The sequence below is a fragment of the Sideroxydans sp. genome, from assembly GCF_054604835.1.
The window spans coordinates 234,519-253,970 of record NZ_JBTSFG010000004.1; the positions used below are offsets into that span (position 1 = coordinate 234,519).

Below are 19,452 nucleotides of genomic sequence, written 5' to 3' on the forward strand. Positions count from 1 at the left end.
GATTTTGTCGCGAATGCTACAGACGATGTCACTCAATCCAGGCGTTTGCGCAGCACCGTCATGTTCGATCCGTCGAAACCGAGCGCGCGGTAGAAATCCAGCGCGGCTGTGTTGTCGCGGTCGGCCAGCAGGGTGACGCGGGTCATGCCATGCTCGCGCGCCCAGTCCAGTACATGCTCGATCAGCTTGCGACCATAACCACCGCCGCGATGGGCGCGGCTAACGATCACATCTTCCAGCAGCAACACCTTGCCGCCCTCTGCCGTGCTGACGGTGATGAGCGCGTTGGCCATACCCGCCACTTGCCCGGCAATGCGTAGTACGAACAATCTGCCCAAGGCGGGTTCGTCGAGAATAAGGCGCAGGCCGCGCAATTGTTTTTCGCGGTCGGGAGTGAAGTCACTCTCCAGCGCGAATAGCTCGGCGAGCAGGTCGGCGAGTTGCGGCAGGTCGTCCGCCGTGGCGAAGTCGATGTCGATGTTCATGACATCAGCGCCACGCTCTTCACCTGCGCGCAGACGAACATGCCATCGACCAGACCGAGGTGGTCGCGCGAGCGGCGGGTGATGCGCGCCAGCAGTTGCTGCGCTTCGCCCACGCGCAATCTCACCAGCACCTTGTCCGCACCTTCGTCGCGGATCTCTTCGATGCGCGCGTTGAGGATGTTGTTGATACTGCTGCCGTGCGGGGCCTGAGTGGCGATGCTCACGTCGCGCGCCAACACGCGGGCGCGCACCTTAGCTCCGAATGTCTGTTCCACCTTGCTCACCCATAGTTCGCCACCGGCAAAGTCCAGCCGCGTGAGGTGATATTTCTCGTCCTGTTGCGCCACGGCCGCTTCGATCACCACGCCTGCATCGTCGAAGTGCGCGATGGGCAGATCGAGGCGAGACAAGGTTTCGTGCACATCGCCGCTGGCGATCACTTTTCCGTTTTGCAACAACACCAGATGGTCGGCGAGCCGCGCCACTTCGCCCATGTCGTGACTGACATACAGCACGGGGATCTGCAGCTCGCGGTGCAGGCGTTCGAGATAAGGCAGGATCTCCTGCTTGCTCTGTGTATCGAGAGCGGACAGCGGTTCGTCCATCAGCAGCAGTTCGGGGCTGACCAGCAGCGCTCGGCCGATGGCGACGCGCTGGCGTTCACCGCCGGACAGGCTGGTCGCATCGCGCCTGTCGACCAGTTGCGACAAGCCCAGCCAGTCGATCACCTGTTCCGGCTGTACCTTGCGCTGCGCTGCGGCGATGCGTTTGTAGCCGTATTCGAGATTGGCGCGCACCGACAAGTGCGGGAACAGGCTGGCCTCCTGGAACACATAGCCCAGCGCCCGCTTGTGCACCGGCATGAAGGTCTTCTCGTCCTGCCACGGCACGCCGTTCACACGCAGCCAGCCCTGACCGCGCTCCAGCCCGGCGATGCAGCGCAGCAAGGTGCTTTTGCCGGAACCGGAGGGACCGAACAGCGCGGTGACGCCGACCGGCGGCGCGCTGAACTGGGCATCCAGTTCGAAGCTGCCCTGCTGCATCTTGAGGTGTACGCGCAGCCAGGTCATCGCGCCCCCTTGGCCCAGTTGCCGCCGACGCGATACAGACCGAGCAGTACCAGGAAAGAGAACAGCACCATGCCGCCCGCCAGCCAGTGCGCCTCGCTGTATTCCATCGCTTCGACGTGGGTGTAGATGGCGACCGAAAGCACTTGCGTCTCGCCGGGGATACTGCCGCCCAGCATCAGCACCACGCCAAACTCGCCGACGGTGTGCGCGAAGGCCAGGATGATCGCGGTGAGGAAACCGGGACGCGCCAAAGGCAGCGCGACGCTGATGAATCGGTCCCACGGTGACGCACGCAAGGTGGCCGCTACTTCCAGCGGACGCTTACCCATCGCCTCGAACGCGTTCTGTATTGGCTGCACCGCGAACGGCAGCGAGAACAACACGGAGCCGACCACCAGACCGGCGAAGGTGAACGGCAACGCGCCGATGCCGAGCCAGCGCGTGAACTCGCCCACCGCCCCCTGCGGCCCCATCAGCAATAGCAGATAAAAACCCAGCACCGTGGGCGGCACGACCAGTGGCAGCGCCACCATCGCGGCGACGATGCCTTTGTACATGCGCTGCGTATGCGCCAGCCACCATGCCAAGGGCGTGGCGATGCATAGCAGCACTGCAGTGCTCACGCTCGCCAGCTTGAGCGTGAGGGTTACGGCTTGCAGGTCTTCGGGGGTCAGCACAGTCATCATTTACTTGGTAGTTCGTAACCGTAGCTGCGGATCACGGTCGCAGCTTGCGGCCCTTTGAGGAAGTCGAGGAACGCTTTGGTCGTTTCGGCATCTTTCGCGCTCGACAGCATCACCGCGCTCTGTTCGATCGGATTGTAATAGTGCGACGGCACGATCCACCAGGAACCTTCGCTCACCTTGCCGCCCTTGGTGATCTGCGACAGCGCGATGAAGCCCAGTTCGGCATTGCCGGTGGCGGCGAACTGGTAGGTCTGGGTGATGTTGTCGCCGCGCACCAGTTTCGCTTGCAGCACTTTCCACAAGCCCAGCTCTTCCAGCGTTTCCTGCGCGGCGGTGCCGTACACCGCCAGCTTGGGATCTCCGATGGAAAGTTTGTTGAAGCCGCCTTTGCGCAACACCGCGCCCTTGTCATCCACCAAGCCCGGCTGCGCGCTCCACAGCACCAGCTTCCCCAGCGCATACACGAAGCGCGAACCGTTCACGGTGAGCCCATCGCCGTCCAGTTTCTGCGGCGTCTTGCTATCGGCCGAGACGAGCACATCGTAGGGCGCGCCTTGTTTGATCTGCGCGTAGAACTTGCCGGTGGAGCCGAAGCTCAAGCTTACCTTGTGCCCGCTCGCCTGCTCGAACAGTGGCGCGATCTCCTGCATCGGCGCGGTGAAATTCGCCGCCACCGCCACGCGCACTTCACCCGCCTGCGCCAGTTGCGCCATCATCAACAGCGCGCCCAACAATCCCAGTTTGATCGATTTCATTTCCTGCTCCTTAAGCTGTAACTGCCAAAATAATGTGCGACGCCTTGATCAGCGCCGCGGCTTTGACCCCTTCCTTCAAACCAAGTGATTTGATGCTGTCGTTGGTGACGATGGCGGCCACGCTCTTGCCGCCCGCCAGTTCGATGATGACCTCGCCGTTCACCGCGCCCTCCTGGCAGCGCACCACGGTGCCGTGCAGCTCGTTGCGCGCGCTGGTCTTGAAGCCTTCCGAGGTGGTCACGATCACCCACGGCGCTTTCACCAGCGCATACGCCTCGCCGCCCACCTTCAAACCGAGATGGTTCACACTCTCGTTGGTGATCACCGCCGCCAGCGTGTCGCCGCTGCCGATGTCCATCACCACTTCCGCGTTGATCTGCCCCAGCTTGATGCTTTTGATAGTGCCGAGAAACTGGTTACGCGCGCTCGTCTTCATGTCGAATCTCCTGATCATTTGGTAATACTCATCGAAGTCGTCCATCACTTCGGCCAGCCGCTTGAGCACCTGTTCGCGCTCTTGCTCCAGCCGGCGATAGGCGCCCGCCACCCGGCGGCCGTAGTTGGTCAGCGTGGTGCCGCCGCCTTTAGCTCCGCCGGTCTTGCGCTCCACCAAGGGCTGCTCGGAAAGATTGTTGATGCTTTCCACTGCTTCCCACGCCGCCTTGTAGCTCATGCCCATGGCACTCGCCGCCGCCGAGATGGAGCCGGTCGCATCGATACGTTCCAGCAATTCCAGATGGTCCCAGCGCCGCCCGCGGGCGATCTTCAGTTTGGAGACGACGCTGCCGTCGCTCTGTTTCACTGCCTTGCTTGCTGCTGTCTGAGCCATGTCGTCCTCACTCGTTATCACTTGCGCCACCTAACGCTTTGCAAGAGCAATGCCAACCCCCGCCATTCAGTGCCAAGCCCGCTGCAATGCGGGTATCGGCCCATCACCCCGCTTGGCGGCGCGCGCTTTGTCTCTTTCGAACTGTAGGATTTTGCACAAATTGGCGTTTTCGTTACATCTTTTGGTACATAACGAATACTAGCTCAAGCCCGATGCAGCGCGCTTCCTCCAAAAGAAAACGGGCACCGAGGTGCCCGTTATCGATACGTGTAATTTGCCGTCTAAACCAGCAGCCGTTCAGCTTTCAGGATCATAGAAACAGATCTGGTTACGTCCTGCCTCTTTGGCTTTATACATCGCCTTGTCAGCCCACCTGAGAATATCGTGTTCATTGTTTTCGTGGTTGATGAACATCACCACACCGATACTCGCCGTGCATTGATGCACGACCGTTGATTCTGGCAGCGCATCAAAATTAACAGTCAACACGTATGGCTCGGACAAGGAGGCAAGGATCTTCTCGATGACGAGTCGCGCTTGTGAAGTCGCCGCAATTTTGTCCGTATCCAACTCATTCAGGATCACCACGAACTCATCCCCGCCAAAGCGCGCCACGGTATCTATTTGGCGTACGCAACACTTCAGTCTGCCGGCCACCTCGATCAGCAACAGATCGCCCGCCACATGCCCATGCTTGTCATTCAATGGTTTGAAGTTATCAAGATCCAGGAATATGAGTGCGCCATAACTATTGCTACGCTTGCTGGCAGCCATGGACTGGGCCAAACGATCATTGAGCAAGCGACGATTGGGGAGGTCGGTGAGTGCATCGTAGAAGGCCAGCTGGTTCACCCGATCTTCCAACTGTTTGCGCGCAGTGATCTCGCGCGTGATGCCGTGGTAACCCACTATCTCGCCCTGAGCATTGAGCTCGGGCGTGGAAATGACCTCTCCCCAAAGTACCCGCCCATCCTTGCATAGGTGCGGCACCTCAAAGGTCAAATATCGGACATACGCCTCCGATCCAAAGGAGTGCTGACGTTTTTTAATGATGTCGTTGACTATTGCGACGCCTTCGGCGGTGAACATCTCGAACACCGGGCGCCCGATCACCTCATCCGCTTTGAAGCCTCGCAAACGCTCGTCGGCCGGGCTGACATAGGTCACGCAAAAATGGCGATCCGTTTTCCAGAGCACATCACGCGCGTCCTCAGCGAGCAGGCGATACATGGATTCGCTCTCATGCAGTGCCTGGGTGCGCTCTTCAACCAGCGCCTCAAGTGCCTTGTTTTGCTCGTACAGCCCGGCCATGGGGTAAACCTCGCCATCCCGCACCAGGCTATATGGGATCGAGATACCGCTGTGAACGATCTTCCACTCAACCCCTTCAAGACGGAAGATCAGCACTAGGCGTGCGACCTCGTTCGACAGCACATGGTCTGCGATGGGCAAATGAATATGGAAGAAGGCGGTAGTGACCACCACATCGTGACTGAGGTCTTGCATCGACACATCCAGCATCTCGATGCGAATTCGGCCGGGCACCTGTGAAAAATCATGGCGCGTGATCGCTTCCCAAGCTTGCCGGTCTTTGACCAGGAAATCGCCGCCGCCGGTGTAGCCACTGAAGTTGTTGCTGAAGCGCGTCGTCAGACGCTCATCACGCCCGGCGTACATCTCTATGTACTCATCAAGCAGCGATTTAATAAGACTTTGTCGATCAGTATGGGCGGCAGCTTTAGTCATTGAAGTACTGTGAAAAACGACACGACGATGCGTTCACATTACCCCTTCGACATAGAAATTCAACACACTAGAACGGTAGGAATGTGCTAGATAAAACCGGTGTCAATCAGAGGGCACCTGCGGACGACGAATATCGTTGGTCAGCCCACGCCCCGATCAAATCCAAGGCCGCAAAGCAGCCATTCAACAGCGCATCCTGGAGGCGCTATCTGCTACTGAACCGCTCAAGGAAACGTATAGCCGTAGCCGCGCATCACTGCGCGCGCCTTGTCGCTTTTCAGGAATGCCAGAAAATCATTGGCTGCTTGCTCGTCCTGTGCGCTATTCAACAACACGGCGCTCTGGCGAATGGGTTCATGCATAGTCTCCGGCACCAGCCACCATGATCCCGTGCTCACTTTGCCGTCGCGCATCACCTGTGACAGCGCGATGAATGCCAACTCGGCACGCTCGGTGGCGGCGAGCTTGTAGGCCTCCGTCACATCATCGCGTTTATCCAGTTTGCGCTGCATGGCATTCCACATGGTCAGCTTGGTCAGTGTCTGTTGCGCCGCGTCGCCGTAGGGCGAATGGCGCGGATTGGGCATGGCGAGTTTGTCGAATGCGCCCTTATTGAGCACCAAACCTTTGTCGTCCACCAGATCGGGCTGCGCGCTCCACAACACCAGCCGCCCGGTGGCATAGACGAAACGTGAACCGCCGACCGCCGCACCTTGCTGCAGCAGGCGTTTAGGCAGCTCTTCGTCCGCCGAGAGGAACACGTCGAACGCTGCGCCTTTCCTGATCTGCGCATACAACTTGCCGCTGGCATCCGGCGTGACCGTCACCGTGTGTCCACTCTCCTTGCGGAACATGGCCGCGATGCGCTCCATCGGTGCAACGAAATCCGAAGACAGCGCCACGCGCACTTCGCCGGCACTCGCCGGTGCGGCATACAGACAAGCCGACATCAACACAGCAAGATAACTTTTTACGAAATTCCTGATACGCATCGTCATCTCCAATCAATAGTGCTTGCATGATAACAAGCTAGTGTGTGCCGTGACATGCTCATGTCCGGATGCCATACGTATTGACCGCCTGCAGTGGTGGGCGTAGCGTGCATCCCATCATCCTGCGGCCAACCTCTCGATGCTCACGCAAAGACCCTACACACACATGTTGTTATGCATCCTGCTGTTGCTGGCCGGCTGCAGCACAGGTGCGTGGCGACATACCGAGATCGTGGCCATCCCGCCCGGGGCGACCGTCCACCTGCGTGTGGCGCATGCGGTGAACGACAGACTGCCGCGCATGACGCCGGAACAGTTGGATACCTTGCTGGCCGCGACACGCAAGACCGCACTCGAACATTTCGGCGTGCATCTGGAATTCAGCGGAATCACTGAAACCTCTGTCGATGCCGTGCTCGCGCTCATCCCCCCTGCTGTACGCGAAGCACGAATGAACGAGATCTACGATTTCAAATCCGGCACGGGCGACCGCCAACACCTGGCCGCTTCCATCCTGAAAACGTTGCGTGAGCGCAAGACTGATTTGGCGGACGCGCTCGCTTATGCGCGACCTTACCTGCCCCGCACAGCCGACCCGAAAACGTTGCAGGAATTCTCGGTGGTGTTGGCCGATGTGATGCTGGAACGACTGGACAATTGGCGCGCGCTCAAAGCTGGCGATGGCAAACCCGTGCTGGATGATACGCCGCGCAACGAGTGGATCTACTGGGACACGTTGGGATACGGCGCGCTGCCTTATGACGTGATCATCACCAACCAGCTCGTGGCCAGTGCGGAATTCACGGCGGTGGAAGTGCATACGGCGATACGCGGCGGGCTGACCACCGGCACCACCACCTTCAGCCACACCGGCACTTACGGTTCGTTCGTGTTCTGGACCACCTTCCCGTTCACCGACACTTCCGCTTTCAGTCATGCACTGCGCGGCGATGAGGATTACACACCGACGCAGGCGGCCGAGCTGTCGGGTGCTTATCTGGCGCACGAGATCGGCCACCTGCTGTTCAAGTTCGGCCATCCGTTCGGCGCACAGGCTTGTGTGATGAACCCGGCCAGCATGCTGCACTACCGGGCATGGCACGAAGGTCTCGATGCGCAGCGCTGCCGCATCGGCAGCCTGCCCGAGATGCGGGTGGGCGCGATACCGGAGGCATACAACGTGGAGTGGTTGCGCATGGCACAATGAGGTATGGGTAGACTGTCGCCCATATTTAACCGCGATCAGGAGTCACGAATGGAATTGAACGATCCCGCCATGAAGGTGCTGTATGCCTACACCAAAGCACTTTCTGTCGCGCTGGATTATCGCGATCAACCGACCCGGTTGCACTCTGAGCGTGTGCGCGACTTGTCGGCTGCCATCGCTGAAATGCACGGACTTTCTGGCGCAGAGCTTGAAGTGGTACTCATCGCCGCCTCGTTCCACGACATCGGAAAGATCGGCGTACCCGACCATATCCTGATGAAAACGGGAACCTTCGATCCTGAAGAATGGGAAAAGATGCAACGGCATGCCGCGATCGGGGCAGACATCATCTCGGCGACAGGGATCGAGGCAGCCGACAGGGCCGCCCGAGTCATCCGCCACCATCATGAACACTTCAATGGTTCGGGTTATCCGGACGGATTGGCAGGCATGGACATCCCGATCTGCTCGCGCATCATCTCCATCGCGGACAGCTATGATGCGATGGCGGTGACGCGCAGCTACCGTCCAGCCTTGCCACACGAAGAGATCATGACCATCCTGCACGAGGAGACCGGCATCAAGCACGACCCGGAACTGATGGAGACTTTCTGCAAAGTCATCGAGTCGGACGGTTTACGTGAGATGTGGCGCTGATCAGCGCAGCGAGCCGACGTAGCGTCCTTCTTCCTTCTTGGGTTCCAGCTTGGCTTCCTGCGTCGGCACGCCGATCAGACCCAACTGGTTCATCAGTTGGATCACGATCAAGACCAGTTCGGGGTCGTCGGCGTTACTGAGTTCATTGAGGGTGGTTTCGGCGTAGGACTTCTCGTTGCTCATCCTGACCAGATCGACGTTGATGCCGATCTTCTTCGCCAACATCTTCACCTTGGCCAGCAAGGCCATCGTCGCTGCGTCCAGCATGGTGCTTCTCCCTTGATCGCTTGTCTTGTTATTTGTTGTGCAAGCGTTGGTTTTTTGATCCGCTCCTATCTATTCTTCGTCCACCTGCGCCAGCACCACGCCGATAGCGCGCTCGGGATCGTCGGTGAGGCTGAGGCAATGCTCGCTGCCGCCGATCAGATACAAGTTGAATCGTTCTTCGCTCAGCGCCGGTTTCATGCGCGCCGGCATGTCGTCGTCACTGCACAGGGTGAAACGCAGCTCGGGCCACGCCTGTTTCAGCGTGGCCAGCGTGGCCTCGCCCAGTGCACCTTGCGCGGCGCGCTGTGCGATCTGGCTGAGCGTATCGGCGGCGATCATCACTCTTCCTCTACAGTACTGAAACGTCTCAGCGATTGAGCTTCCACGCCGAGTATCTTCGCCAACCAGGGCGGCGGTGCATCGAGCACGGCTTGCAGACGCTGCAATGCAATCAGTGCCGCGCCGCCTTCCGGCGCTTTCACCGGATGCACGTTGGCACGCACGGCCTTGGCTGCCGCAGGGCCGCCGATGGATTGCACGTACACGATCTGGCAATCGTTGATGAGTGCGGCGCGTGCCACGTTCTTGTCTTCTTCTACATCCGCACTGGCGGTCGAGCGGTTGGCGATCAGGCGGATCTCTTCGCGTCCGACCTGATACACCAGAAAGCGCGGACAGGAACCGAAGTGGCCGTCCAGGTTCTCTTCGCTGTTTGATGCCACGGCCACGCGCAGACTGCCGGGAATGTCGCCTTCCTGATATGCCTGCACTGCAGGCAAGGTATCCGCATCAGCACTGGCGCCCCACAATTGGCGCACGGCGAGCTTGATGCTGGCGGGGTCGACATCCGGCTCGACGGTCTCTTCACCGGACAACATGAGTTTGAGATCGGCCACGGTGACTTTGGCCAGTTTCTCTTCTGTGATCGGCAGGCCGACCTGACTGCCCATCTTGGATGCCAGCGCGGCGACATCCACATCGTCCAGCGTGCGCGCTGCCAGCGCGATGCGCAGTGCCGCTTCTTTGGTGATGATGCCGTTGCTAGTCATGATTACCTCTTCTGGATTCGGGGTGGAGCATGGATCTGTCATTCCCGCACTCGCGGGAATGACAGCGTTTCATTACGCCGCGACTTGCGTGATGCAGCCCTTGATCGGGCAAAGTTTCACACACTGCGGTTTGTCGAAGTCGCCTTCGCACTCGGTACATTCACTTGCGTTGATGACATAGAAGCCCTTCTTCACGCTGATGGAAGCCGTGGGGCACTCTGGTAGGCAATCGTCGCAACTGGTGCACAAGTCTGTGTCGATCTTGTAAGCCATGATGTTTCTCCTTGTCGGTTATTCCGCCGCATCGATACGCTTGGCGCGCACCGAATAAGGCAGTCGCGCTGGCGCAGGCTGCGGCTCGATGTAATACGTACCACCGCTGCTCAGCTTGATCTCACCGCCCCACTTTTCCGGGGTATCGAACTCCATCGAATCGATGCCGTCCTCGAGATCACGCTTGGGCAGATAGAACTGATAGCCGCCTTTGCTGTCGCGCTGGATCATGATGTTTGCCATGACTACTTCCTTTCAAATTTCATCCGGTTACTAATGCGGATGAGGAGCCGTCGTGAGCGACCCGAGGGCAAGGCGGACGGAGCGGAGGGGCCGGAACGTACATGAAGTACGTGAGGTCCCGAGCACCGCCCAACGCCGCCATCGGGCCGCGCAGCAGGCTCATCGCCGCATTACCTGACCAGATCGTGGTTGTAGTCGGTAGTACCCATGCCACGAGTTTCCTCGTCCAGACGCTCCATCACGGCGTTCACCAGGGTAGTCAGCATTTGCATCGCACCTTCGTAACCCAGCGTTGTTGCACGATGCAGGTGATGACGGTCGAAGATCGGGAAGCCGATACGGATCAGCGGAACTTCGAACTCTTTACCCTTGTGCAGTGTGTCGCGCTGGATGAACTTGCCGTAGGAGTTGCCGATCATGAAGTCCGGCTTCTCGGTTAGCACCAGTGAGCGGAAGTGCCACAAGTCAGCACCTGCGAACAACTGGGTCTTCGCACCGTAAGGAGACTCGGCCAGCATCTTTTCCATGGCCTTCGTCCACTTCTTGCTGCCGTTGTTGCACAGCACGTGCAGCGGCTCGACGCCCAGCTCCATCAGGAACTTGGTCATGCCCAGCGTGAAGTCGGGATCACCGTACAGGCTGATCTTCTTGCCGTGCAGCCAGGTGTGGCTGTCCATCATCATGTCGACCAGACGACCGCGCTCTTTGGCCAGCGAAGCGGGGATCTCTTTGCCGGTCGCTTCAGCGACTTTCATCAGGAACTCGTCAGTGGACTCCAGACCCATCGGGATGACCATCTTCGGCACTTCGTGCTTCCAAGTCGTCTCAACATACTTCTTGGTCTTTTCCAGTTGCATAGGCTGCAGCAGGAAAGTGGTCTTGGCGTTCGGTGCATCCTTCACTTCGTCCTGGGTGGTGCCGCCTGCGTACATGCGGAACTCGCCGTCAGCCGGTGTATCCAGCACTTCGGTAGGATCGGACAGCATGGTGTGCTCAACGCCCATCTCGTCCAGCATGCGATGGATCACGCGGTAGTTACCGAGGTATGTCTCGAAACCGGGAACGATGTTGATCTTGCCGTTCTTGCCGACTTCTTTGCCTTCCATGGTGTTCAGCGTGAAGTAGCGGATGATGCCTTCGAACATGTTGTCCCAACCGGTCACGTGCGAACCCACGAAAGACGGAGTGTGCGCGTAAGGTGTCGGGTAGTCCATCGGTACGCCGCCGGCCTTTTTTGTGTTGGTGATGAAGGCGTTCAAGTCGTCGCCGATCACTTCTGCCATACAGGTGGTGGAGACAGCGATCATGTCCGGCTTGTACATCGTCATCGCGTTCTCAAGACCGTCGATCATGTTCTTCTGACCGCCGAACACGGCTGCATCTTCAGTCATGGAGTCGGACACACAGGACACTGGCTCGCGGAAGTGACGGTTGAAGTAGGTACGGAAGTACGCCACGCAACCTTGCGAACCGTGCACATACGGCATGGTCTTTTCGAAGCCCAGCGCACACAGCACAGCGCCGAGTGGTTGGCAGGCCTTGGCCGGGTTAACGGTCAGGGCTTCGCGTTGGAAGTTCAGTTCACGATATTCCATCGTGGTCGTCCAGTTGAAGATCTCCTGAACTTTTTCGTCAGCATGACCTTCTTCGAACTTTGCTTTTTTGTTGCCCAATGATTCCTTGTACTCGTCCTGACGGAACAGAGGATAGCAAGGCTTGATGTCATCGACTTTTTGCATGTTTATCTCCTTGGCTCGGCCGCCAATCTGCGGACGCGAGCATCGTTAAGGGTTAGCCGGACCGGAGTCCGGCTTCAGTACATTACGCGGCCTTTTTCCAGGGCGGAGTCAGTTGGCTCCAGCACGGATTGTTCAAGGTCATGTCCATATCGCGGGCGAAGATGGCGAAGCCGTCATAGCTGTGATACGGGCCGGAGTAGTCCCACGAGTGCATCTGGCGGAAGGGGATGCCCATCTTCTGGAAGATGAACTTTTCCTTGATGCCGGAGCCGACCAGGTCGGGCTTTACGCGCTTCACGAACTCCTCGAACTCGAGGCCGGTCACGTCGTCGTACAGCAGCGTGGCGTTACCCATTTCCTTGATGGTGCGGTCGTAGTCGTCGTTGTGCGCGAACTCGTAACCGGTACCGACCACCTCCATGCCCAGATCTTCGTAAGCACCGATCACGTGACGCGGACGCAGACCACCCACGTACAACATGACGCGCTTGCCTTGCAGACGCGGCTTGTACTTGTCGATCACGGCTTGCATCATCGGCTTGTACTTGGCGATGACCTTCTCGGTGTTGGCCTTGATGGTGTCGTCGAAGAAAGCGGCGATCTCGCGCAGTGAGTTCTCGATCTTGGTCGGGCCGAAGAAGTTGTATTCCATGTATGGAATGCCGTACTTCTCTTCCATGTGGCGGCTGATGTAGTTCATCGAGCGGTAGCAGTGCAGCAGGTTCAGCTTGGCCTTGGGGGTGTTCTCCATCTCGGCCAGCGTACCGTCGCCGGACCACTGGGCGATCACGCGCAGACCCATCTCTTCCAGGATCGTACGAGTAGCCCATGCGTCGCCGCCGATGTTGTAGTCGCCGATGATGGTCACGTCGTAAGGTGTGGATTCGAACGCGCTGGTATCGCGGTTGCCCAGCACCCAGTCACGGATCGCGTCATTCGCGATGTGGTGACCCAGCGATTGCGACACGCCACGGAAACCTTCACAGCGCACGGGGATGACCGGCTTGTTGATCTCTTTGGCAGACTTCTTCGACACCGCTTCGATGTCGTCGCCGATCAGACCAATCGGGCACTCGGACTGAACCGAGATACCTTTGTGCAGCGGGAACAGGCCTTCGATCTCGGTGATCAGCTTGGCAAGTTTCTTGTCGCCGCCGAACACGATGTCCTTCTCCTGGAAGTCAGAAGTGAAGTTCATGGTGCCGAATGCGTTCACGCCGGTGGTACCGACGTAGTAGTTACGGCGACCGGCGCGGGAATACTGACCGCAGCCGACCGGGCCGTGTGAAATATGGATCATGTCCTTGATCGGGCCCCACACCACACCCTTGGAACCGGCGTAGGCGCAACCGCGAATGGTCATCACACCCGGCAACGATTTACGGTTGGAGGTGATGCACTTCTTGGACTGTTCGATGGATTGATCGTTGACGGCGAGGTGCTTCTCGCGGTCCTTTCGTGCTTTCTCGGGATAGACTTCGAGCACCTCTTGAATGAGGGCTTCTGTCTCTTCTCTGGTCATTGCTGTCATTTCATTCTCCTTATGGCCCACCAATCTGTGGAGCCCAGTGTTAGAGAGAGCGGCGGGCCGGATGACCCGCCGTCACAACATCACATTAAGCTGCAGTAGCTGTCTTGCCGATGATGGAAGCGTCTTCCACTTCCATGATGCCGAATTCCATCAGCAGCTCTTCCAGCTCGTCCATGGTGATAGGTGTCGGGATCACGAACTTCTTGTTCTCCAGAACCTTCTTCGCCAGAGTGCGATACTCGTCAGCCTGCTTGGCAGTCGGATCGTATTCGATCACGGTCATACGACGGATCTCGGCGTGCTGCACAGCGTTGTCGCGAGGAACGAAGTGGATCATCTGTGTGCCCAGCTTTGCAGCCAGTGCCATGATGAGTTCATCTTCGCGGTCGGTTTGACGGCTGTTGCAGATCAGGCCGGCCAGACGCACGCCACCGGAGTTCGCATACTTCACGATGCCCTTGGCGATGTTATTGGCAGCGTACATAGCCATCATCTCGCCGGAACAAACGATGTAGATCTCCTGAGCTTTGTTCTCGCGGATCGGCATAGCGAAACCACCGCACACCACGTCACCCAGCACGTCGTAGAACACGAAGTCGAGGTCTTCGTCGTAAGCACCTTCTTCTTCCAGGAAGTTGATCGCAGTGATAACGCCGCGGCCTGCGCAACCAACGCCAGGCTCAGGACCACCGGACTCGACACACTTCACGCCGCCGTAACCAACCGACAACACGTCTTCCAGTTCCAGATCCTCAACGGAGCCGGCTTCAGCAGCCAGTTCCATCACGGAGTTCTGCGCCTTGGAGTGCAGGATCAGACGAGTAGAGTCAGCCTTCGGGTCGCAGCCAACGATCATCACTTTCTTGCCGGCTTCAGCCAGAGCTGCCACCAGGTTTTGAGTCGTAGTGGACTTACCGATACCACCCTTCCCGTAAATTGCGCATTGACGCAGTGCCATGTTAGTCTCCTTGAGAGGTTGCAAAATTTAAGTCGCGATTGAAGTTCTCTCGCTCGCACCCTTTACATCGCAAGCTCTGTGCCACCCCCCTTACAAAACCCCAAGCGACTGAAATGAAACGTAATTCCACTCAAGCGCAAACCCACAAAGGGGATGGGGAACACAACAAGGACGAGCGCTTTGTAGGAGTAACGACAAGCCTGCCGCGCTACGCCCGCCTGCCCATCAACCGCTGCAATCTGCCCGCCGACATCCTCGGCGGCCTCACCTTCCAGCGCGCCCCCGTGCCGCTCGAACTCGACGGCGTCGCGCAGTTCCATCGCGGATTGTTCGAACTACTGGACAAGCTGGACGATGCAAACGAACGCGCCCGCGCATTCGGCATCCATATGAATGCATCGTTCTATCTGGACCAACCGGAACAAGCGGGCTACACCGACAGCACCCTGCACAAACGGCAAAAGGCCGACTACTTGCGCATGATGCGCGGCTGGAGTTTCGATTCGGATGGCGCGGAAGGCGCGGCGTTGAAAGGCTGGGTGGAATCAAGGTTCGGATTGCTGCCCAGACACCACGGCGGACAGATCAGAGACTTCTCCGGCGAGGCATACAGAGGCTACCTGGAGAAACGCGCAACCGCCCTGTACGGCACCAACGCCCTCGAATCCCAGTTCGACCTGCTCTACACCTACTGCCAATACGAACTCACAAGACAGCATCCCGGCCAGACACACCTCACGCTATATCGCGGCGCAAACCGCATGGACGAACACGAGACTCTCGCCACGCTGGACAACAATCACCGCATCGTCCTGCTCAACAACCTCAACTCCTTCACCGCCAACCGCGAACGCGCCGACGAATTCGGCGACCACCTGCTCACCGCACAAGTGCCGTTGTCGAAAGTGTTCTGCTACACGAGATTGCTACCCGGGATGTTGCAGGGGGAGGACGAGTACACCGTGGTGGGCGGTGTGTATGAGGTGAGTATTGCGGCGTACTAACCAGCCGACTTGAAGCGGAACTTGGCGCTCAAGTCCTTCTGACTAGACTTTACCGGCCCGCATCAAAGAGGCGATAGCAATTCTTGCCTGCCTGTTTTGCCAGATACATCGCTTGGTCTGCATGCCGCATCAGGATATCGGCATCGGAATAATCTTCAGGATAGAGTGTTACGCCGATGCTGGCGGATACATTCACTTCAAAATCACTGATCTGAACAGGCGCCGAGGCGGCTTCCAATAGACGGGAGATCAGTTGCTGCCAATCCTGTGGCATCTCAAGGTCGACCAGTACCGCCACGAATTCGTCGCCGCCGATACGCGCCAGCGTGTCCCCCTCGCGCAGTACAGACCTCATACGCTGCGAGACGATGATGAGCAGTTCATCACCGATCTTGTGACCGTGGGTGTCATTCACTGTTTTGAATCCGTCCAGATCGACGAACACCACCGCCAGCGGTTGATTGCGGCGCTGGCTTTGAGCCATGGCCTGGTGCAAGCGGTCGCCCAGCAGTATGCGATTGGGCAGACCGGTCAGCGCATCGAAGTGTGCGATGTGCTCAAGCTCGCGCTGATGTTCCTTCATCGAGGTGATATCGGTGAACAAGGCGACATAGTTCTGTATGACTTTGTCGGCGGCGTATACGGCACTGATGGTGAGCATCTCGGCATAGACCTCGCCGCTCTTGCGCCGGTTCCACATTTCCCCGGTCCAGTGGCCGTTCTCGAGGAGTTCATGCCACATGGCTGTATAGAACTCGGGGGGCTGGCGACCGGATTGAAGTATCCTGGGATTCTTGCCCAGCACCTCTTCGCGGCCATAGCCGGTGATACGGGTGAAGGTGTCGTTGACATCGATGATGGCGCCGTCCGCATCCGCGATCAGTATCCCCTCGCGCGCATGCGTGAACACGTTCGCGGCAAGTTGCAATCTGGCCTCGGTCGCTTTCCGGCTATTGATGTCCCAGCAATAGCCTATGTATCCGAGGAACTCGCCGCTATCGTCGAAACGCGGCACCCCAACATCGGCGACCCAGGCGTATTTGCCGTCGGCGCGGCGCAGGCGAAACTCCATCTCGAACTTCTTCCTCGCGTCGAAAGAGGACTGGCAAAAAGCCGCGCTGCGTGCCCGGTCATCCGGATGCATACCCTCCAGCCAGCCGAAGCCCAACTCCTGCCCCATGCTGCGGCCCGTATAGTCGAGCCAGTGTTTGTTGTACCAGATGCCCATGTTCCGGGTATCCGACAGCCAGATGAGTGCGGGAGCGTGGTCTGCCATCCTGCGGAAACGCATCTCGCTTTCGCGCAGCGCCTCCTCGGCCATCCTGCGCTCGGTGATATTGACGATCAGCGGTCGAAAGACCAGAAAATAGAATATTGGAAAAAGGAACAGCGAGAGCATGGCCGCATCGATCATCGCCCTTGCCGTCTCGGACATGGGTGGCAGAGATGGCAAAAGGACCATCACCATTACTTCGATGATGAATACGGACACCGCCAATACGGTCAGCATCCATACCGCCGACTGGCGGGGCTCTTTCATGATCAGTGTCTTGGAATCATCGGCCATAGGTTCATATCCTGAAAGTCGAAAGGAAGCCGACCATCTGACTTGCCGATGGAAATAATCTCGAGGAAAGGAGGCCGGCTCATTTAGTGGATGCCGTCACTATTTATAGTTTGGATGGATTTTATACCTCGCCAACCGAGTTGCAAGCCGATAATTTCCCGTGGAACGAACTTTCTTTTGCCGCCCGCACCTGCATCACTGGCCGGCTTCTTGCTCAATACCTCCCTGTAGCGCTCTGCAACATCGGCTGACATCAGTCTGATTCCCGCAACCCCAACATCTGCCGACTTCTCAGGTGGCGCATCACGGTTGTAGGCAATCCGACATTGCCGGCGCTTTTTGCCGAGTCGCGTTCGATATTTATTCAGGAAAAGACGATGAAGTTCTACATGACGCCCGGCTCTTGCTCGACCGGTATCCATATCCTGCTCGAAGAACTGGAGCTGGTGTTCGAGGTGACTCTGGTGAATCTGATGGCGGGCGATCATCTGCGGCCGGTGAATCTGGCGGTGAATCCCAAGGGCACCATCCCGACGCTGGTGCGCGACGACGGTTCGGTCATCACCGAATTCCAGGCCATCGCGTGGTGGCTGGCACGTGCATATCCCAAAGCGAAGTTGCTACCGGATGACATCGAGGGCGAGGTGCGGGTGATTGAAACGCTGGATTACGTGGTGGGCACGATCCACGGTTCCGGCTACACGCGCATCTTCACTACCGTGAATTATTCGACCAACACAGCCGAACACGCGGCGATCCAGGCGCGCGGGCGCGAGATCGTGAGTAAGGGGCTTGCGCTGATGAACGACGTATTAGCTGGCAAGGAATACGTCGTCGGCAGTTTCAGCATCGCCGATGCGGCCTTGTTCTATGTGGAGTTCTGGGCGGACAAGATCAAGCTGGAACTGCCTCCGAATTGCTTGGCGCATTACCGGCGCATGTTGCAACGCCCTGCGGTGCGCAGGGTGTTGATGGAAGAAGGTTACCGGGTATGAGCGAGAAGCCTGCACAGATTCAGACCAAGCTCGATTGGTCGGGCTACGAGAGCTACGGCAGTTTTGGCAGCTTCGATTTCGGTGGCTTTGGCGAGAGCGAAGCCGCACCCGCTTCAGGCGGCGGTTATGCCAAGGCAGCGGCTGTGTGTATGGGCAAGCGCCATTGTCAGGACAAAGACAAAGGCGTGATGTGTCCCAGCTATCGCGTCACCGACGACGAGAAACATTCCACCCATCATCGCGCCGTCACGCTCAAGGCCGCGCTCGATGGCGAGCTGGGTGAGCATCCGTTCCTGAGTGAAGAGCTGGCCGAGGCGATGGAATATTGCGTGAGTTGCAAAGGCTGCAAAAGCGAATGCCCGCATGGTGTGGACATGGCGTTGCTACGCGTGGAAGCGATGGCGCAGCGTTGGCACCAACTCGGACATGTGCCACTACGTGAGCGTATGTTTGCTTTCATACCGCGCTACGCGAAGTATCTGAAACTTTTCAACTGGATCGGTGCGTTGCGCCTTCATGTGCCGCTGATCGCGAAAGCGATGGAACGCTGGCTGGGAATCGCCGCGAAACGTTCACTGCCCAAAGCGGCAGCGCGCGATTTCATTTCCACGAAATCCCAATCGCTCACGGCGACCGACGGCGCACGCGAGGTCGTGCTACTGGTGGATACCTTCTCCAACCATCTCGATCCGCAGATCGCGCAGGCGGCATTGGATGTATTGCAGACCGCGGGCTACACGGTGCACATCGCACAACCTGCTGCAGGCGAACGCGCGCTGTGCTGCGGCCGCACGTTCCACTCCAATGGATTGATAGACGAGGCACGCGCCGAAGCGACACGTTTGTTGGATGTGCTGACTCCGTTCGCGGAACGCGGCTTGCCCATCATCGGGCTGGAGCCTTCCTGCCTGCTGATGCTGCGCGACGAATATCACTCGCTGGGATTGGGCGAGCGCGTGGGCAAGGTCGCCAATGCTGCATTGCTGCTGGAGGAGTTCCTTGCGCGCGAACATGATGCGAAACGCCTGAACCTGCCCTTCAGATCCATTCCAGAAAAAGTGCTGGTGCACGGCCACTGTCACCAGAAAGCGTTCGGCGTGATGCCCGCCGTGGCGAAAGTATTGGGGCTGGTGCCGGACTTGCAGGTGGAATTCATCGAATCGAGCTGCTGCGGTATGGCCGGTTCGTTCGGCATGGAGGCGGAGCATTACGACGTGGCTATGCAGATGGGCGAACTCTCATTGCTACCCAAGGTACGCGCCGCCGAGGCCGACACGCTGCTGGTCGCCAACGGCACCAGTTGCCGCCACCAGATCCGCGACGGCGCAGCGCGCGAATCTCAACATCTGGCGCAGGTGTTGCAACGCGCGATCCAGTAAGCGATCCGCTCTACCCCCGT

The 19,452-nt window shown here is 58.4% G+C and carries 21 protein-coding genes; 5 read left to right on the forward strand and 16 right to left on the reverse strand.

The window, feature by feature from the left end; genetic code table 11:
* Positions 1 to 32 precede the first annotated feature (32 nt).
* The 7 genes from ACYCZ5_RS08620 to modA (ACYCZ5_RS08650) form a co-directional block, all read right to left on the reverse strand.
* Positions 33 to 485, reverse strand: coding sequence for a GNAT family N-acetyltransferase (locus ACYCZ5_RS08620; RefSeq protein WP_461544387.1), 453 nt, complete (start codon positions 483 to 485; stop codon positions 33 to 35).
* Positions 482 to 1,555 carry a molybdenum ABC transporter ATP-binding protein gene (modC, locus tag ACYCZ5_RS08625; RefSeq protein ID WP_461544388.1) on the reverse strand — a complete coding sequence of 358 codons (1,074 nt, stop codon included), beginning with the start codon at positions 1,553 to 1,555 and terminating at the stop codon, positions 482 to 484. Before modC ends, ACYCZ5_RS08620 begins: the two co-directional genes overlap by 4 nt.
* Positions 1,552 to 2,238 carry a molybdate ABC transporter permease subunit gene (modB, locus tag ACYCZ5_RS08630; protein WP_461544463.1) on the reverse strand — a complete coding sequence of 229 codons (687 nt, stop codon included), beginning with the start codon at positions 2,236 to 2,238 and terminating at the stop codon, positions 1,552 to 1,554. The genes modC and modB overlap by 4 nt, the downstream gene beginning before the upstream one ends.
* Positions 2,238 to 2,996, reverse strand: coding sequence for a molybdate ABC transporter substrate-binding protein (modA, locus tag ACYCZ5_RS08635; protein ID WP_461544389.1), 759 nt, complete (start codon positions 2,994 to 2,996; stop codon positions 2,238 to 2,240). Before modA (ACYCZ5_RS08635) ends, modB begins: the two co-directional genes overlap by 1 nt.
* Before the next feature lie 10 nt (positions 2,997 to 3,006).
* Complete coding sequence (locus ACYCZ5_RS08640) at positions 3,007 to 3,825, reverse strand: TOBE domain-containing protein (RefSeq protein ID WP_461544390.1); 819 nt, start codon at positions 3,823 to 3,825, stop codon at positions 3,007 to 3,009.
* A gap of 297 nt (positions 3,826 to 4,122) precedes the next feature.
* Entirely contained in the window at positions 4,123 to 5,571 is a 1,449-nt protein-coding gene (locus ACYCZ5_RS08645) for a diguanylate cyclase domain-containing protein (RefSeq protein ID WP_461544391.1), read from the reverse strand.
* 224 nt (positions 5,572 to 5,795) lie between these two features.
* Positions 5,796 to 6,563, reverse strand: coding sequence for a molybdate ABC transporter substrate-binding protein (gene modA / locus ACYCZ5_RS08650; protein ID WP_461544392.1), 768 nt, complete (start codon positions 6,561 to 6,563; stop codon positions 5,796 to 5,798).
* Positions 6,564 to 6,702: 139 nt separating this feature from the next.
* Between modA (ACYCZ5_RS08650) and ACYCZ5_RS08655 the strand changes: the two genes are divergently transcribed.
* A complete protein-coding gene (locus ACYCZ5_RS08655; protein WP_461544393.1) occupies positions 6,703 to 7,770 on the forward strand; it encodes a hypothetical protein in 1,068 nt (355 codons plus the stop codon).
* Positions 7,771 to 7,818: 48 nt separating this feature from the next.
* A complete protein-coding gene (locus ACYCZ5_RS08660; protein ID WP_461544394.1) occupies positions 7,819 to 8,427 on the forward strand; it encodes an HD-GYP domain-containing protein in 609 nt (202 codons plus the stop codon).
* Here ACYCZ5_RS08660 and ACYCZ5_RS08665 read toward each other — a convergent pair whose 3' ends face one another.
* The 8 genes from ACYCZ5_RS08665 to nifH form a co-directional block, all read right to left on the reverse strand.
* Positions 8,428 to 8,694, reverse strand: coding sequence for a hypothetical protein (locus ACYCZ5_RS08665; protein WP_461544395.1), 267 nt, complete (start codon positions 8,692 to 8,694; stop codon positions 8,428 to 8,430).
* A gap of 69 nt (positions 8,695 to 8,763) precedes the next feature.
* Positions 8,764 to 9,033 (reverse strand): DUF6129 family protein, encoded by a 270-nt coding sequence (locus ACYCZ5_RS08670; RefSeq protein ID WP_461544396.1) that lies wholly within the window; start codon positions 9,031 to 9,033, stop codon positions 8,764 to 8,766.
* Complete coding sequence (locus ACYCZ5_RS08675; RefSeq protein WP_461544397.1) at positions 9,033 to 9,743, reverse strand: dinitrogenase iron-molybdenum cofactor biosynthesis protein; 711 nt, start codon at positions 9,741 to 9,743, stop codon at positions 9,033 to 9,035. Before ACYCZ5_RS08675 ends, ACYCZ5_RS08670 begins: the two co-directional genes overlap by 1 nt.
* 72 nt (positions 9,744 to 9,815) lie before the next feature.
* The gene (locus ACYCZ5_RS08680) at positions 9,816 to 10,016 is read right to left on the reverse strand and encodes a 4Fe-4S dicluster domain-containing protein (RefSeq protein WP_461544398.1); all 201 of its coding nucleotides are present in this window, start codon (positions 10,014 to 10,016) and stop codon (positions 9,816 to 9,818) included.
* 18 nt (positions 10,017 to 10,034) lie between these two features.
* Complete coding sequence (nifT, locus tag ACYCZ5_RS08685; RefSeq protein ID WP_461544399.1) at positions 10,035 to 10,259, reverse strand: putative nitrogen fixation protein NifT; 225 nt, start codon at positions 10,257 to 10,259, stop codon at positions 10,035 to 10,037.
* Positions 10,260 to 10,429: 170 nt separating this feature from the next.
* Positions 10,430 to 11,998, reverse strand: a complete 1,569-nt coding sequence (nifK, locus tag ACYCZ5_RS08690) for a nitrogenase molybdenum-iron protein subunit beta (RefSeq protein ID WP_461544400.1) — start codon at positions 11,996 to 11,998, stop codon at positions 10,430 to 10,432.
* 82 nt (positions 11,999 to 12,080) lie between these two features.
* Positions 12,081 to 13,529, reverse strand: a complete 1,449-nt coding sequence (gene nifD / locus ACYCZ5_RS08695; protein ID WP_461544401.1) for a nitrogenase molybdenum-iron protein alpha chain — start codon at positions 13,527 to 13,529, stop codon at positions 12,081 to 12,083.
* Positions 13,530 to 13,614: 85 nt separating this feature from the next.
* On the reverse strand, positions 13,615 to 14,487 hold the full coding sequence (gene nifH / locus ACYCZ5_RS08700; RefSeq protein ID WP_461544402.1) for a nitrogenase iron protein: 873 nt from the start codon (positions 14,485 to 14,487) through the stop codon (positions 13,615 to 13,617).
* Between the two features lie 113 nt (positions 14,488 to 14,600).
* Here nifH and ACYCZ5_RS08705 point away from each other — a divergent pair, with 113 nt between their 5' ends.
* A complete protein-coding gene (locus ACYCZ5_RS08705; RefSeq protein ID WP_461544403.1) occupies positions 14,601 to 15,491 on the forward strand; it encodes an NAD(+)--dinitrogen-reductase ADP-D-ribosyltransferase in 891 nt (296 codons plus the stop codon).
* Positions 15,492 to 15,540: 49 nt separating this feature from the next.
* On the opposite strand, the gene ACYCZ5_RS08710 is transcribed toward ACYCZ5_RS08705, so the two are convergent.
* On the reverse strand, positions 15,541 to 17,058 hold the full coding sequence (locus ACYCZ5_RS08710) for a sensor domain-containing protein (protein WP_461544404.1): 1,518 nt from the start codon (positions 17,056 to 17,058) through the stop codon (positions 15,541 to 15,543).
* 377 nt (positions 17,059 to 17,435) lie between these two features.
* Here ACYCZ5_RS08710 and ACYCZ5_RS08715 point away from each other — a divergent pair, with 377 nt between their 5' ends.
* A complete protein-coding gene (locus ACYCZ5_RS08715; RefSeq protein WP_461544405.1) occupies positions 17,436 to 18,053 on the forward strand; it encodes a glutathione S-transferase family protein in 618 nt (205 codons plus the stop codon).
* Positions 18,050 to 19,432, forward strand: a complete 1,383-nt coding sequence (locus tag ACYCZ5_RS08720; protein WP_461544406.1) for a (Fe-S)-binding protein — start codon at positions 18,050 to 18,052, stop codon at positions 19,430 to 19,432. The genes ACYCZ5_RS08715 and ACYCZ5_RS08720 overlap by 4 nt, the downstream gene beginning before the upstream one ends.
* Positions 19,433 to 19,452: the final 20 nt, after the last annotated feature.

Coding starts and splice junctions, on each gene's coding strand:
- ACYCZ5_RS08620 (WP_461544387.1), bottom strand. CDS start 485: ATGAACATCGACATCGACTTCGCCACGGCGGACGACCTGCCGCAACTC.
- modC (WP_461544388.1), bottom strand. CDS start 1,555: ATGACCTGGCTGCGCGTACACCTCAAGATGCAGCAGGGCAGCTTCGAA.
- modB (WP_461544463.1), bottom strand. CDS start 2,238: ATGACTGTGCTGACCCCCGAAGACCTGCAAGCCGTAACCCTCACGCTC.
- modA (WP_461544389.1), bottom strand. CDS start 2,996: ATGAAATCGATCAAACTGGGATTGTTGGGCGCGCTGTTGATGATGGCG.
- ACYCZ5_RS08640 (WP_461544390.1), bottom strand. CDS start 3,825: ATGGCTCAGACAGCAGCAAGCAAGGCAGTGAAACAGAGCGACGGCAGC.
- ACYCZ5_RS08645 (WP_461544391.1), bottom strand. CDS start 5,571: ATGACTAAAGCTGCCGCCCATACTGATCGACAAAGTCTTATTAAATCG.
- modA (WP_461544392.1), bottom strand. CDS start 6,563: ATGCGTATCAGGAATTTCGTAAAAAGTTATCTTGCTGTGTTGATGTCG.
- ACYCZ5_RS08655 (WP_461544393.1), top strand. CDS start 6,703: ATGCTCACGCAAAGACCCTACACACACATGTTGTTATGCATCCTGCTG.
- ACYCZ5_RS08660 (WP_461544394.1), top strand. CDS start 7,819: ATGGAATTGAACGATCCCGCCATGAAGGTGCTGTATGCCTACACCAAA.
- ACYCZ5_RS08665 (WP_461544395.1), bottom strand. CDS start 8,694: ATGCTGGACGCAGCGACGATGGCCTTGCTGGCCAAGGTGAAGATGTTG.
- ACYCZ5_RS08670 (WP_461544396.1), bottom strand. CDS start 9,033: ATGATCGCCGCCGATACGCTCAGCCAGATCGCACAGCGCGCCGCGCAA.
- ACYCZ5_RS08675 (WP_461544397.1), bottom strand. CDS start 9,743: ATGACTAGCAACGGCATCATCACCAAAGAAGCGGCACTGCGCATCGCG.
- ACYCZ5_RS08680 (WP_461544398.1), bottom strand. CDS start 10,016: ATGGCTTACAAGATCGACACAGACTTGTGCACCAGTTGCGACGATTGC.
- nifT (WP_461544399.1), bottom strand. CDS start 10,259: ATGGCAAACATCATGATCCAGCGCGACAGCAAAGGCGGCTATCAGTTC.
- nifK (WP_461544400.1), bottom strand. CDS start 11,998: ATGCAAAAAGTCGATGACATCAAGCCTTGCTATCCTCTGTTCCGTCAG.
- nifD (WP_461544401.1), bottom strand. CDS start 13,529: ATGACAGCAATGACCAGAGAAGAGACAGAAGCCCTCATTCAAGAGGTG.
- nifH (WP_461544402.1), bottom strand. CDS start 14,487: ATGGCACTGCGTCAATGCGCAATTTACGGGAAGGGTGGTATCGGTAAG.
- ACYCZ5_RS08705 (WP_461544403.1), top strand. CDS start 14,601: ATGAAACGTAATTCCACTCAAGCGCAAACCCACAAAGGGGATGGGGAA.
- ACYCZ5_RS08710 (WP_461544404.1), bottom strand. CDS start 17,058: ATGGCCGATGATTCCAAGACACTGATCATGAAAGAGCCCCGCCAGTCG.
- ACYCZ5_RS08715 (WP_461544405.1), top strand. CDS start 17,436: ATGAAGTTCTACATGACGCCCGGCTCTTGCTCGACCGGTATCCATATC.
- ACYCZ5_RS08720 (WP_461544406.1), top strand. CDS start 18,050: ATGAGCGAGAAGCCTGCACAGATTCAGACCAAGCTCGATTGGTCGGGC.